Raw genomic sequence first — 12,950 nt, 5'->3', positions numbered from 1 at the left:
CTCTCAATTCGAAATCATAGAAATAAGTGAAAATATCTAATTGTGTCTAAATAATAAAAAGCGCGGCGACGACGGCTGAGTTCACGGGCGATCACCGGCGACACAAATACCACGGTCAGGCGAGCTACTGCGCGAAGCGTCTGTCGGGAGCAGCATCAGAACAAGAGCGCGCCCCCCTGATAGCCCGGAGATCCGTTCCGTCATGCTCAGCACCATCACCCTTGCCGCCAATGAAACCGTCACCATCACCGACAAGAACGCCACGACAAGCGGCATCTATGGCGACGTGACGTTGGGCCAGTATTCGCATCTGATCGTCGACGGCGCCGAGGTCACCTTCAAGCACATCACGCTGGAGCGCCTGGGTGGCCGGGTCATCGAATTGCGCAATGGCGCGCAATTGCACGTGGGCGCGCTGGGATTTGCCAGCATGGGCGCCAGCATCATCTACCGCATCGGCATCGGATGCGTGATCACTTACGACGCCAGCCAATGGGATCCCGAGGTCGTGGCCAACACCACGTTCGACTTCGCCAGCGAGGGCAGCGGCACGCTGAAGTACTTTCCGTTCATCAACCCGGAATGGCTGGACTGTCCCAACGTCACGGGCTATTCGGACGGCGACCAGCTTGAAATCGGTGGGCAAAGCCGCGTGCAGCGCTTTCAGGTGCGCGACGGGCGCATCGTCGCCAGCGCACGCTTGAACTGAATGCAAAACGGCGCGGATTGCCCGCGCCGTCTTCATCTATCGCGTATCAACAACCAATCAGCGATTATTCCTGCGCCAGCGACAGCAGCGCTTCACGCGTGCGCGCGATGCGTGCAGCGGGCTCGCCCTGCCCGCCTTCAGGGGCGGTCGCCACCGTCACGCCATCGATCACCACCGCGTAGCCCTGGGCATTGGCCTGCAGGACGTTGTCGGCGGGCTCGGACTGCAAACGGCGCATCAGGGCGCCGGCTTCCTTGGGATCGGCAAAGCGCTGCGACAGCAGCAGTTCCTCGCCGTCGGCCGCCAGCAGGCGGAAGCGGAAAGCCCCGTCCTCGTCGCGGAAGCTGACGAATCGCGCGCCCTTGGACTTTTCCTTCTTGCCCTGGGCGCCCTTGCCCGCCGTGGCGGCGGCGCCCAGATTGCGCAGGCCCACGGCCTCGCGCAATTCCTGCATGAACGGCACGGCAAGCTTGCGTGCCTTGGCCGCGCCAGCCTGCAGGATGTCTTCGATGCGGCCCGGGTTGGCCATCAGGTCGATGTACTTTTCGCGCATCGGGGCCAGCAGGTTCTCCAGGTGCTCGAACAGCGCCTGCTTGGCATCGCCCCAGCCCATGCCGGCTTCGAGCTGCTGACGGAACGCCGCCGATTGCTCGGAGGTAGCGAACGCGCGGTACAGCGTGTACAGGTGGGACGATTCGGCGTCCTTGGGTTCGCCGGGCTCGCGCGAATCGGTCACGATGCGCATCACCGAGGCGCGCAATGCGCTCTTGCCGCCTTCGAAAAGCGGAATCGTGTTGTTGTAGCTCTTGGACATCTTGCGGCCGTCCAGCCCCGGCAGCGTGGCCACGTCTTCTTCAATGACCACTTCCGGCAGCGCGAAGTATTCACGTCCGTACAGATGGTTGAAGCGCTGCGCGATGTCGCGCGCCATTTCCAGATGCTGAATCTGGTCGCGCCCCACCGGCACCTTGTTGGCGTTGAACATGACGATGTCCGCGGCCATCAGGATCGGGTACGAGAACAGCCCCATGGTGATGCCGTCGTCCGGATCCACGCTCTTGGCCACGTTCTGGTCCACCGAAGCCTTGTACGCGTGCGCCCGGTTCATCAGGCCCTTGGCGGTCACGCAGGTCAGCAGCCAGCTCAGCTCGGGGATCTCGGGGATGTCCGACTGGCGGTAGAACGTAACGCGCTCGGGGTCCAGGCCCACCGCCAGCCACGTGGCGGCGATCTCAAGGCGCGAGCGCGCCACGCGCGCCGGATCGTCGCACTTGATCAGCGCGTGGTAATCCGCCAGAAAGAAGAATGCGTCCACGCCGGGTTGCGTGCTGGCCTGAACCGCCGGGCGGATCGCGCCCGCGTAGTTGCCGAGATGGGGGGTTCCAGTCGTGGTGATGCCGGTAAGGACGCGGGTGTTCATGAGGCGAGAAGGCGGTTGCTAGGGGAAGCCCTGAGTGTAACTTGCCGCAGCCTGGCCCTGCCTCGCAAAACCCGGGAACCCGCGTTTACAGCACAGCCAGCACGGGCGCCGCCAACGCGCACAGGCCGCCTGCGGTCAGCGCGGCGCGCGGCCGGAAGGTCAGGAACCAGATCAGCAGCAGACCGGCAATGCTGAGGATGCCGATCCATTCGACCGTGCCGTAACTCCAGCCCCAGACCGCCGCCGACGCCCACAGCGACAGCGCGAGCGAGACCCAGCCGAACACCCGCAGCGGCAGCCGATGGCGGCGCGGCAAGGCGCGGTCGAACAGGTCTTCGTAGTGACGGTCCATGGCCAGGCACAGGGCGGAAAACCCTGCGTAGGCCAGGCAGAAGGCGGCAAGCGTCATGGCGTATCACCTCGCGGTTCAAAAGCGGTCCGGTGCACGGCGGCCGGAACGGCGGGCTCGTGCGGGGTTGGGGCTGGGGTTGGAGCTGGGGTTGGAGCTGCGGTGGGGACAGCGCCAGTTACGGCGGCCTTGACCGCCTCGTTGCGCGCGGCGCGCGGCTTGCCCGCCGTTCTGGCGGGCGCCTTGCGGGCGCGGGCGGCCTTGACCGCCGTCCAGGCAAAGAACAGGGCGCTGGCCAGGCACGTCAGGTCAAAGCCCGCCATCACCCAGTCGCCCTGCGGCAAGGAAACGCCCAGGTGCCGGTCGGTGGTCAGGGCATTGACCACAGGCACCAGCGCCAGCGCGGCGGCGGCTATACCCAGCAGGTCCTGCCACTTGCGACGCTGGAACAGAAACGCGTAGACCAGCGACAGGCCCCAGGCGATGAAGAAGGCGCGCACCTCCCAGACCTGGCGGCCGGGCATGTCGGCCGGCAAGAGCCGATTGGCCAGGAACACCGCCGCCACACCGAACACGACGCCCGCGATGGTGCCGGCGTTCAGGCCGTCGACCAGACGCAGCGAGAAGGCTTCCCGCGCGTCGCCCGGCCGCGCCTTCTGGCGGCGCTTGGCGATCCACAGCACGAGGCCCGTGGCGACCATGGCCGTGCCGGCCAGGCTGACGATGAAATAGAACCAGCGCAGCAGCGGCTCGGCGAACAGCCCCAGGTGCAGGCCGGTGATGACGCCCGCCGTCACGACGGTAGCGCTGTGGTCGTCCTCGGACTCCTGCAATGCACCTGTCACGCCGTCAAAGCGCATGAAGGGCGCAAGCAGGCCGTACGACACGCCGTCACCCACGTTGCGCACCAGCGTGATGGTGGCGCCGGCATCGCCGGGATTGTTGACGGTCACCCGTCCCACCCGACCCTGCCAATGCTGCTGGGCCTGATCGACCAGCGGCGCGATGTCCACGAGCGGCGCCGGCTGGTTCTGCGGCGGCGTGATCTTGTTGGCCTTGAAGACCTCGTTCGTGAACTGGCGCGGATTGTCGTAGGCGGCCTGGATGCCCGCCGGCATCAGCATCACCATGAACAGCACCAGACCGCTGAAGGTGATCATCAGGTGAAACGGCAGACCCAGCACCGACAGCACGTTGTGCCCGTCCATCCAGGCGCGCTGCCCGCCCTTGCCGGGCCGGAAGGTGAAGAAGTCCGCGAATATCTTCTTGTGCGTGATGATGCCGCTGATGATCGCCACCAGCATGAACATGCCCGCGATGCTGGCCAGCCAGCGTCCCCACGGAAACGCGGTCTCCAGTTCGAAATGGAAACGGTAGAAGAAGTCGCCGCCACGCGTCTGGCGCGCCGTCACGGGTTCGCCGGTGGCCGCGTCCAGCTTGACGCGCACGAAGCCGCGTTCGCCCGGCTTGGGCTTGGGCACCTGGTACAGCAACTGGATAAGGGGCTCGCGGTCCGAGGGCGGCGCGATGAACCACCGCTTGGCGTCGGGCGCGTGCTCGGCCAGATAGCGCTGCGCAGTGGCGACGGCCTGCACCGCCGGCGCCGGCTGCACCTGGATCTCGGGTTGCATCCAGCGCGTGATCTCGGGCCGGAAGAAAGCCAGCGAGCCGGTCAGGAACATGGCAAACAGCACCCAGCCGAAGATCAGGCCGGACCACGTATGCAGCCACGACATGGACTGGCGCAGGCCCTCTTCGCCGGGATGCTTGTGCTTGGCCGCCTTCATGCCGCCACCAGCCGGTGCGCCAGGAACAGTCCGCCCAGCAGCGCGGCAGGACCCAGGATGCCGGCCCAGGCGCGCCAGGCATTGCGGGTGGCGAACACCCAGATGACGCCGCAGGCGTAGACCACAAAAGACAGCATCTGCGCCGCGGTCACTGCGTCTGCACGCCCCATGGGCAACCAGACAGCCAGACAGGCGGCGGCCGCCGACGCCAGGGCATAGCCGCCCAGGATGGCGGCCGTCGCGCGAGAAAAAACGGCCATTCTGTAGCGCATCATGCCTGCGCCGGCTGCGGGAGCTTTCACGGGGGTTCTAGGTAGTTGCGGGACCGTGGCGGACCCGGGGATGGGATGGGGTTTCCGAGCTTATCCGCCTTTCCCTGTATAAAGCCTGAATTATAACTATTCTCGTTAAGACAGGGACGGCAGTGTCGGACCAAAAGAAAAGGCGGCTCGCCTTGGAGCCGCCTTTTGGCACTGCTTTACCAGCGATACCGCAAGCTGGCCTTGATGGAGCGCTGGTAGCCGTACCAGCACCAGATTTCGCCGGAGCACGACGCGATGTACTCCTTGTCGAACAGGTTCTGCACGTTCAGCGCCACCTGCATGCCCTTGAGCGCGGGCGAAGCGCGGCCCAGGTCGTAGTCCAGCATCAGGTCGACCAGCGTGACCTTCGGCACCTTCAGCGTGTTGGAGTCGTTGGCATACGACGAACCGATGTAGCGCACGCCGCCGCCAATGCCCAGGCCGGCAAGCGGACCTTCCTGAAGCTGGTAGCGCGCCCATGCCGAGGCCTGCTGCGACGGCAGCGTGGCCGGGGTCTTGCCGGTCAGGTCGAAGCCCGCCGCATTCGGATAGGCCTTGGTGTACTCGTTGTTCATGACCGAGTAGGCGGCAATCAGCGACAGGCCGCGCATCGGCTCGGTCTTGGCCTCGAGTTCGATGCCCTGCGTGCGCAGCTCGCCCGCCTGGATCGAGCAGCGGCCGCCGGCCGTGCCGCACACGTGCGTCGGATCCGGGTCGGTGGTCGTCATGTTTTCGCGGCGGATGTCGAATGCCGCAAACGTCAGCAGCGTGGCCGAACCCGGCGGCTGGTACTTGATGCCCACTTCGTACTGCTTGCCCTCGATCGGCTTGAACGGCGTGTTGTTCCAACCCGTGCCCGACTGCGGCTCGAAGGATTCCGAGTAGCTGAAGTACGGCGCGACACCGTTGTCGAAGTTGTAGATGGCGCCGAACCGGCCCGAGAAGGCTTCCGCATTCAGCTGGGACGGGGTGACGCGGCCGGAAGCGATTGCGGTCGTTTCTCCCACGTTGCGCGACCAGTCATAGCGCCCGCCCAAGAGGAACGACAGGCGGTCGATCTTGATCTGGTCCTGGAAGTACACGCCGGTCTGGTACTGCGTGGTGCTGGCGTCGCTGGAGAACGCGGGCACCGGAATGTTCTGGAAATTGTCCGGGTTCTTCACGTACAGCGGGGGCGCGGAGCCAAAGCCCGACAGCGTGTCGGTCTTGACGTGCTGATAGTCGAAGCCCACCAGCACGTTGTGGCCAATCTTGCCCGTACTGAACCGCGCCTGCAGGTTGTTGTCGATCGTCAGCGCGCCGACGTCCACGTCCGTCGCGATGGAGGCGCGCTGGTGGTAGAGGTAGGTCGGGTCGGTGTACCCGTAGTAGTTGGTCGTCGCACCGTAGATGCTGCGGTACTTGGCGTCCGAATGCGTCCAGCGCAGGCTTTGCGACGCCTTGAAGGTGTCGTTGAAGCGATGGTCCAGGATGTAGCCCAGCGAATAGCTCTTGCGATCGCTCTTTTCGAAATTGGCGTCGCCGTCGTAGTAGTTGGCGGGCAGGCGGAAGCCATCGGGCGCGCGCAGCAGCGTGCGCATGGACGGCACGGCGCCGTACGAGCCCATGTCGGGGTCGTGCTGGAAGTTGGTCAGGATGGTGAGCGACGTGTCCGCGTTGGGCTTGTACGCGAACGCCGGCGACACAAAGTAACGGCGCTCCTTCGTGTCCTGCACCTGGCCGTCGGACATATAGCCCGCGCCAACCAGGCGATACAGGTACTTGCCCTCTTCGTCGATGGGACCGCCGAAGTCGAAATTGGCGCGGCGGAAGTCGTAGTTGCCGACCTGCAGCTCCACTTCGCGCTGCGTCTCTTCCAGCGGGCGCTTGCTGACCTGGTTCACCACGCCGCCCGGGCCGCCCTGCCCGTACATCACCGACGCCGGCCCCTTCAGCACATCCACGCGCTCAAGGCGGAAGGCGTCGACCTGCGGCAGCGCATCGCGGCCGCCGAACACACGCAGCCCATCCAGATACGTGGAGGCCGAGAATCCGCGCACGTTGAATTGGTCGAGGCGGGTCGCCGTCGCGCCGCGCGATTCGGTGGCGACGCCCGCCGTGTAGCGCAGCACCTGATTCAGCGTCTGTGCGCCCTGCTCCGTGATCTGTTCGCGCGTGACAACGGACACGGACTGCGGCGTCTCAATCAGCGGGATATCGGTCTTGGTGGCGCTGGCGCTGGCGGTGGCCACATAGCCGACCGTGGGCGCAAAGGCGCTTTCAGACATGCCCGTCACCGTGACCGGCGCGAGCGTGTGCGTGTCGCCCGTGGAGACCGGCGCGGGCGCCAGCGTCCAGCTGTTGCCCGACTGCGCGCGCGCCTGCAGGCCGCTGCCCGCCAGGATGCGCGAGAAGCCCGCGCCCACCGTATACGAACCGTTCAAGCCTTCCGAGCGCCGGCCGCGCACCAGCGCCGGGTCGAACGACAGCACCACCCCGGCGCTGCGCGCAAACTGGGTCAGCGCGTCGGCCAGCGGCCCTGCGGGAATCTGGTAGCTGCGCTGGCCATTGGCGGTGGCCGAAGCGCCTGCGGCAGGCGCCGTCTGCGCCCAGGCCGCCGGCGCACCGGCAAACAGCGCCCCGGCGCAGGTCGCGGCCAGCACGGCCTTGCGGCCGGCGGTCATCGGAGCGCGCAGGCGGGGGTGGATTGAAGCGGACACAAATATCTCCCTGTACGGTGGTTTCTTTCTGCTTTCCGTACGGGGATGCAAAACCTGCAATGCGACGGCAAGAAAATTTGTAACTCAGGCGCCGCTGGGTCCGACCTGTAGCCAATACTGCGTACGGCGCGTCACCGCGATCGGCAGCGTATGTTCCAGCGCCTTGAGCGCGCGCTCGGCGTCGTCCAGCGGAAACACGCCCGACAACCGCAACGACGCCACCGCGGGGTCGACGCGGATCACGCCCACCCGCTGGCGCGCCAGGTACTCGGCAAAATCGTCCAGCCGCCACTCCTTGGCCACGACCATCCCGTCCACCCAGGCCAGGCGATCCGGGTCCGACGCGCCGCGGCGAACCTCGCCATCGTCAGCGTAGGCAAGCCGCTCGCCCGCGCTCAGTTGCGTCAGCACGCCCTGGCGCAGCAGCGCGACGCTACCTTCGTAGACGCCCACACGCGAACCCTCTGCCGTGCGCCGCAGATCAAACCGCGCGCGCTCGGCCCGCAGCTCGCCATAACCGGTGTCCACGCGCAGCGCCTGCACGCCGGGGCGCGGCTCGGCCTGCACCAGCATCTCGCCACGCAAAAGGTCGATGTCGCGCGTGTTGCCGCTGACGTTCACGCGCACCGCGGTATCGCTGTTCAGCGTGACGCGCAGCCCGTCCGCCAGCGCCAGCGCACGGCGCTCGCCCACGCCGGTGCTGTAATCGGCAACCAGCCGCTGCCACGGCGCATGGCGGTAACCCGCCCACCCGGTGGCAGCGATGCCCGCGCCGGCCAGCAGGCTGCGCAGCGCGGCACGCCGGCCGCGCGAGGCAGGCGCATTCAGCGCGGTATGCGCCAGCGCTGCCGGCACGCGGCGCGCATCGCGGCCGATGTCCTGCAGCCGGTCCCACGCCACGCGATGCGCGGGATCCTGGGCAAGCCAGGCGTGACAGGACGCACGCTCGGCCGCATCGTCGATTCCGGATTGCAGCCGCGCCCACCAGGCGATGGCTTCGCGCACGACGGCCTCGGAGGGCCGGGCATTCACAGAAGGGTTGGTGACCGTGTCAGGCATGGATCGCCGCATAGCACGCGGACATCGCCCGCACCATGTATTGCTGCACCGAACTGAGCGACACATCGAGGCGCTCAGCGATCTCGGGATACGTCAGGCCGTCCAGCTGCGACAGCAGAAAGGCCGCGCGGGCTTTGGGCGGCAGCCCGTCCAGCAGGCGGTCCAACTGCATCAACGCCTGCAGTTGCTCGGCCTGCGCTTCCGGCGACGGCGCATAGGATTCGGGAACGGTGGCCAGATAGGCCAGATACGCATGCTCCAGCGCGGCATGGCGCTGATGATCGACGACCAAGCCCTTCGCAATGGTGGTGAGCAGCGCGCGCGCCTCGCTGGCGCGCACCTGCTTGCGGCCCTGGATCACCCGGACAAAGACGTCCTGGGCCAGGTCTTCCGCGCGGTGCTCACAGCCCAGCTTGCGGCGCAGCCACCCGAACAGCCACGGGCGGTGATCGCGATACAGGCCATCGACGGGCGCGGCCTGGTTGTCGACGCACGGGGCCGATGAGGAAAGCAAGGTGGAAGACACGGATTGAGACTGCGGCGCTGAACCAAAAGTCCCAAAATCTTAATTGATAATGACTTGCATTAACAATGATTGCGCCCCCCCTGCCCTCGAAATGAGGACCGGATGAGGCTTTACTACAACGTCACGGCCAGACGGCGTTCGGATTCCAGGTATTCGCGCGACTGCATTTCCAGAATGCGCGACACCGTCCGGTGGAACTCGTTGGCCAGCGCGCCTTCCGTGTAGATCTCTTCGGGCTCGCACTCGGCCGACATGATGAGCTTGACGCGGTGGTCGTAGAACACGTCGATCAGCCACGTGAAGCGGCGCGCCTCGGAGGCCTGGCGCGGGCCCATGCGCGGCACGCCCGACAGGATCACGGCATGGAAGCGGTTGGCCAGTTCCAGGTAGTCGTTCTGCGAGCGCGGGCCGCCGCACAACGTGGCAAAGTCGAACCACACGACCGACCCGCCCAGCGCCAGCGCGCGGATCTCGCGGTGCTCGATGTGCAGCACCGGATCCTGCGGCGGCGTGTCGGCCAACGCATCGAAGGCCGCCTGCAGCGCCTTCTGCGCGTTTTCGTCCAGCGGCGTGTGATAGCTCTGCACCTGCTCCAGCGAGCGGCGGCGGTAGTCGATGCCGGCGTCCACGTTCATCACGTCCATGCGCGACTGGATCAGCGCAATGGCAGGCAGCACGCGGTCGCGGTGCAGGCCGTCGGTGTACAGCGTGGACGGTTCGTAGTTGGACGTCATCACGAAGGACGTGCCGTATTCGAACAGCTTGAGCAGCAGGCGGTGCAGGATCATCGCGTCCGCCACATCGGACACGTGGAATTCGTCAAAGCAGATCAGCCGGTAACGCTTGGCCACGCGCTTGGCGACCTCGTCCAGCGGATCCTGCATGCCCTTCACTTCTTCCAGTTCGCGGTGCACGCCGCGCATGAATTCGTGAAAGTGCAGGCGCGTCTTGCGCACGACGGGCACGGTGGCATAGAAGGCATCCATCAGGAAGCTCTTGCCGCGGCCCACGCCGCCCCAGAGGTACACGCCGCGCGGCACGTCGGGACGGTTCAGCAGCTTTTTCAGCGCATTCGAGCGCATCGACTTGAACTTGACCCATTCGTCGTAATAGCGCTGCAAGCGGTCGATCGCCTTCTTCTGCGCGTCGTCGGGCTTGTAGCCGCGTTCGGCCAATGCGTGTTCGTAGTAGTCGCTGACGTTCATAGGGGAACCGGATCAGGCTGAAGGGGATAAAGAAAAGGGCGGGTCCTGGAACCCGCCCCCGGTCTTGCAGAAGTCAGACGCGGCTTAGAAGTTCAGCGCGCGCTTGTCCACGGCCAGAGCGGCTTCCTTCACGGCTTCCGACAGGGTCGGGTGCGCGTGGCAGATGCGGGCGATGTCTTCGGCGGCGCCGCGGAATTCCATGATGGTCACGGCTTCCGAGATCAGTTCCGAGGCCATCGGGCCCACGATGTGCACGCCCAGGACTTCGTCGGTCTTGGCATCGGCGATCACCTTGGCAAAGCCGGTGGTGTCACCCAGCGCGCGGGCGCGGCCGTTGGCCAGGAACGGGAAGCTGCCGGCCTTGTACTCGCGGCCTTCGGCCTTGAGCTGCTGCTCGGTCTTGCCGACCCAGGCGATTTCCGGCGAGGTGTAGATGACCCACGGCACGGTGTCGAAGTTGACGTGGCCGTGCTGGCCAGCGATGCGCTCGGCAACCGCCACGCCTTCTTCTTCGGCCTTGTGCGCCAGCATCGGACCGCGCACGACGTCGCCCACTGCCCAGACGTTCGGCAGGTTGGTCTTGCAGTCGCCGTCGACGGCCACAAAGCCGCGCTCGTCCAGCTTCAGGCCCACGGCGTCGGCGTTCAAACCGCCGGTGTAGGGCACGCGGCCGATCGAGACGATCAGCTTGTCCACGACCAGCTTCTGCTCGGCGCCCTTGGCGTCGACGTAAGGCACAGTCACCGACTTGGCGGTCGCCTTGATCTCACCGATCTTGACGCCCATCTGGATGTTCAGGCCTTGCTTGGTGAAAGCCTTGAGGGCTTCCTTGGCCACTTGCCCGTCGGCGGCGGCCAGGAATTCCGGCATCGCTTCCAGGATCGTGACTTCCGAACCCAGGCGACGCCACACGCTGCCCATTTCCAGACCGATCACGCCCGCGCCGATGACGCCCAGCGTCTTGGGCACGGCGCCGATGTTCAGTGCGCCGTCGTTGGACAGCACGACCTTTTCGTCGAACGGCAGGCCGGGCAGTTCACGCGCCGACGAGCCGGTGGCGACCACGACGTGCTTGGCAACCAGGTCTTCCTCGGCGGTGCCGGTGACCTTGATGGCCCAGCCGCCTTCCACCTGGCCGCTGAACGCGCCCTTGCCGTGGAAGAACGTGACCTTGTTCTTCTTGAACAGGTACAGGATGCCGTCGTTGTTCTGCTTGACCACCGTGTTCTTGCGGCCGATCAGCGTGTCGAGCTTCAGGCTGACGCCCTTGACTTCGATGCCGTGCTCGGCGAAGTGGTGGTTGGCTTGTTCAAAGTGCTCGGACGATTGCAGCAGCGCCTTGGACGGGATGCAACCGACGTTGGTGCACGTGCCGCCGGGAGCCGGGCCGCCTTGGCCATTCTGCCAGGCGTCGATGCAAGCGACCGACATGCCGAGTTGCGCGGCGCGGATGGCGGCGATGTAGCCGCCGGGGCCTGCGCCGATCACGACGACGTCAAATTGTTTGGACATAGTGTTCTCGCGAATGAATGAGGGGGTGGAGCACGCCCCGACCAGCGCGGTCGGGCTGCGGGCCGGCGGGGAGCCGGCCCGGGCGCCGCGGGACCTTCAGGTCGCGCACGGCGCCGGCCAGGGGCGTCGAGATTACAGGTCCAGCAACAGGCGCTGCGGATCTTCCAGGGCGTCCTTCATGGCGACCAGGCCCAGAACGGCTTCGCGGCCGTCGATGATGCGGTGGTCGTAGGACAGGGCCAGGTAGTTCATCGGGCGGATGACGATCTGGCCGTTTTCGACGACGGCGCGATCCTTGGTGGCGTGCACGCCCAGGATGGCCGATTGCGGCGGGTTGATGATCGGGGTCGACAGCATCGAGCCGAACACGCCACCGTTGGAAATCGAGAACGTGCCGCCGGTCATTTCTTCAATGCCCAGCTTGCCGTCAGCGGCGCGGCGGCCGAAGTCGGCGATGGTCTTTTCGATGTCGGCGATGGACAGCTGGTCGGCGTTGCGCAGGATCGGCACCACCAGGCCACGCGGGCTGCCGACAGCGATACCGATGTCGAAGTAGCCGTGGTAGATGATGTCCTTGCCGTCGATCGAGGCGTTGATCAGCGGGTACTTCTTCAGCGCGGCAACGGCGGCCTTGACGAAGAACGACATGAAGCCCAGCTTGATGCCGTGTTCCTTTTCGAACTTGTCCTTGTACTTGGCGCGCAGGTCGATGACGGCCTGCATGTTGACTTCGTTGAACGTCGTCAGGATGGCGTTTTCTTGCTGCGATTGCAGCAGGCGCTCGGCGATGCGGGCGCGCAGGCGGCTCATCGGCACGCGCTGTTCCGGACGGCCGTCCAGCGACAGCGTGGTCGGGGCGGGCGCGGCGGCAGCCTTGGCCGGCGCGGCCTTGGCGGGTGCGCTGGCGGCCAGGGCGTCGCCCTTGGTCACGCGGCCGTCACGGCCCGAGCCAGCCACGGAAGCGGCGTCAACGCCCTTCTCGGCCAGGATCTTCGAAGCAGCGGGCGATGCGACGCCGGCGGCAGCCGTCGAGGCCGGTGCGGCAGCGGCGGGTGCGGCGGCGGCTTGCTCAGCGGCCTTGGGGGCTTCGGCGGGCGCGGTGGCAGCGGCAGCGGCAGCGGCCTTGGCGGCGGTGTCGATACGGGCCAGCACTTCGCCGGAGGTCACGGTGCTGCCATCGCCCTTGACGATTTCGGCCAGCACGCCCGAGGCGGGGGCCGGCACTTCCAGCACGACCTTGTCGGTTTCGACTTCGATCAGGATTTCGTCGGCTTCAACGGCAGCGCCCGGCTGCTTCTTCCAGGTCAGCAGGGTCGCTTCGGAAACGGATTCGGAAAGTTGGGGAACGACGACGTCGGTAATAGCCATTTTGTTTATTCCGT

The 12,950-nt window shown here is 66.1% G+C and carries 11 protein-coding genes; 1 reads left to right on the top strand and 10 read right to left on the bottom strand.

The window, feature by feature from the left end; translation table 11 throughout:
* Positions 1 to 202 precede the first annotated feature (202 nt).
* On the top strand, positions 203 to 709 hold the full coding sequence (locus CLM73_RS07045; protein ID WP_105237875.1) for a hypothetical protein: 507 nt from the start codon (positions 203 to 205) through the stop codon (positions 707 to 709).
* 64 nt (positions 710 to 773) lie between these two features.
* Here the strand turns inward: CLM73_RS07045 and CLM73_RS07040 are convergent, their stop codons facing one another.
* The 10 genes from CLM73_RS07040 to odhB all read right to left on the bottom strand — a co-directional run bounded on the left by CLM73_RS07040 (position 774) and on the right by odhB (position 12,936).
* Positions 774 to 2,129: a tryptophan--tRNA ligase gene (locus CLM73_RS07040; RefSeq protein ID WP_105237874.1), complete on the bottom strand. Its 1,356-nt coding sequence runs from the start codon at positions 2,127 to 2,129 to the stop codon at positions 774 to 776.
* An 85-nt stretch (positions 2,130 to 2,214) separates the two neighbouring features.
* The gene (locus CLM73_RS07035) at positions 2,215 to 2,538 is read right to left on the bottom strand and encodes a DUF3325 domain-containing protein (protein WP_105237873.1); all 324 of its coding nucleotides are present in this window, start codon (positions 2,536 to 2,538) and stop codon (positions 2,215 to 2,217) included.
* The gene (locus tag CLM73_RS07030; RefSeq protein WP_105237872.1) at positions 2,535 to 4,265 is read right to left on the bottom strand and encodes a PepSY-associated TM helix domain-containing protein; all 1,731 of its coding nucleotides are present in this window, start codon (positions 4,263 to 4,265) and stop codon (positions 2,535 to 2,537) included. Before CLM73_RS07030 ends, CLM73_RS07035 begins: the two co-directional genes overlap by 4 nt.
* Positions 4,262 to 4,567: a DUF3649 domain-containing protein gene (locus tag CLM73_RS07025; protein ID WP_105237871.1), complete on the bottom strand. Its 306-nt coding sequence runs from the start codon at positions 4,565 to 4,567 to the stop codon at positions 4,262 to 4,264. The genes CLM73_RS07030 and CLM73_RS07025 overlap by 4 nt, the downstream gene beginning before the upstream one ends.
* A gap of 176 nt (positions 4,568 to 4,743) precedes the next feature.
* Positions 4,744 to 7,272 carry a TonB-dependent siderophore receptor gene (locus CLM73_RS07020; RefSeq protein WP_418904945.1) on the bottom strand — a complete coding sequence of 843 codons (2,529 nt, stop codon included), beginning with the start codon at positions 7,270 to 7,272 and terminating at the stop codon, positions 4,744 to 4,746.
* Between the two features lie 78 nt (positions 7,273 to 7,350).
* Positions 7,351 to 8,325: a FecR domain-containing protein gene (locus tag CLM73_RS07015; protein WP_105237869.1), complete on the bottom strand. Its 975-nt coding sequence runs from the start codon at positions 8,323 to 8,325 to the stop codon at positions 7,351 to 7,353.
* On the bottom strand, positions 8,318 to 8,851 hold the full coding sequence (locus tag CLM73_RS07010; RefSeq protein ID WP_105237868.1) for a sigma-70 family RNA polymerase sigma factor: 534 nt from the start codon (positions 8,849 to 8,851) through the stop codon (positions 8,318 to 8,320). Before CLM73_RS07010 ends, CLM73_RS07015 begins: the two co-directional genes overlap by 8 nt.
* 113 nt (positions 8,852 to 8,964) lie before the next feature.
* On the bottom strand, positions 8,965 to 10,056 hold the full coding sequence (zapE, locus tag CLM73_RS07005) for a cell division protein ZapE (RefSeq protein WP_105237867.1): 1,092 nt from the start codon (positions 10,054 to 10,056) through the stop codon (positions 8,965 to 8,967).
* An 84-nt stretch (positions 10,057 to 10,140) separates the two neighbouring features.
* Positions 10,141 to 11,568 (bottom strand): dihydrolipoyl dehydrogenase, encoded by a 1,428-nt coding sequence (gene lpdA, locus CLM73_RS07000; RefSeq protein WP_056567795.1) that lies wholly within the window; start codon positions 11,566 to 11,568, stop codon positions 10,141 to 10,143.
* A gap of 132 nt (positions 11,569 to 11,700) precedes the next feature.
* A complete protein-coding gene (gene odhB, locus CLM73_RS06995) occupies positions 11,701 to 12,936 on the bottom strand; it encodes a 2-oxoglutarate dehydrogenase complex dihydrolipoyllysine-residue succinyltransferase (RefSeq protein ID WP_105237866.1) in 1,236 nt (411 codons plus the stop codon).
* Between the last annotated feature and the right edge of the window lie 14 nt (positions 12,937 to 12,950).

Source organism: Achromobacter spanius (assembly GCF_002966795.1).
Taxonomy (GTDB): Bacteria; Pseudomonadota; Gammaproteobacteria; order Burkholderiales; family Burkholderiaceae_B; genus Achromobacter; species Achromobacter spanius_D.
This window is presented reverse-complemented; position numbering and strand designations above follow the sequence as displayed.

What these genes read in the sequence shown, in the direction of transcription:
- CLM73_RS07015 (WP_105237869.1), bottom strand. Translation starts at nt 8,325, where the DNA reads ATGCCTGACACGGTCACCAACCCTTCTGTGAATGCCCGGCCCTCCGAG.
- CLM73_RS07045 (WP_105237875.1), top strand. Translation starts at nt 203, where the DNA reads ATGCTCAGCACCATCACCCTTGCCGCCAATGAAACCGTCACCATCACC.
- odhB (WP_105237866.1), bottom strand. Translation starts at nt 12,936, where the DNA reads ATGGCTATTACCGACGTCGTCGTTCCCCAACTTTCCGAATCCGTTTCC.
- CLM73_RS07035 (WP_105237873.1), bottom strand. Translation starts at nt 2,538, where the DNA reads ATGACGCTTGCCGCCTTCTGCCTGGCCTACGCAGGGTTTTCCGCCCTG.
- CLM73_RS07030 (WP_105237872.1), bottom strand. Translation starts at nt 4,265, where the DNA reads ATGAAGGCGGCCAAGCACAAGCATCCCGGCGAAGAGGGCCTGCGCCAG.
- zapE (WP_105237867.1), bottom strand. Translation starts at nt 10,056, where the DNA reads ATGAACGTCAGCGACTACTACGAACACGCATTGGCCGAACGCGGCTAC.
- lpdA (WP_056567795.1), bottom strand. Translation starts at nt 11,568, where the DNA reads ATGTCCAAACAATTTGACGTCGTCGTGATCGGCGCAGGCCCCGGCGGC.
- CLM73_RS07040 (WP_105237874.1), bottom strand. Translation starts at nt 2,129, where the DNA reads ATGAACACCCGCGTCCTTACCGGCATCACCACGACTGGAACCCCCCAT.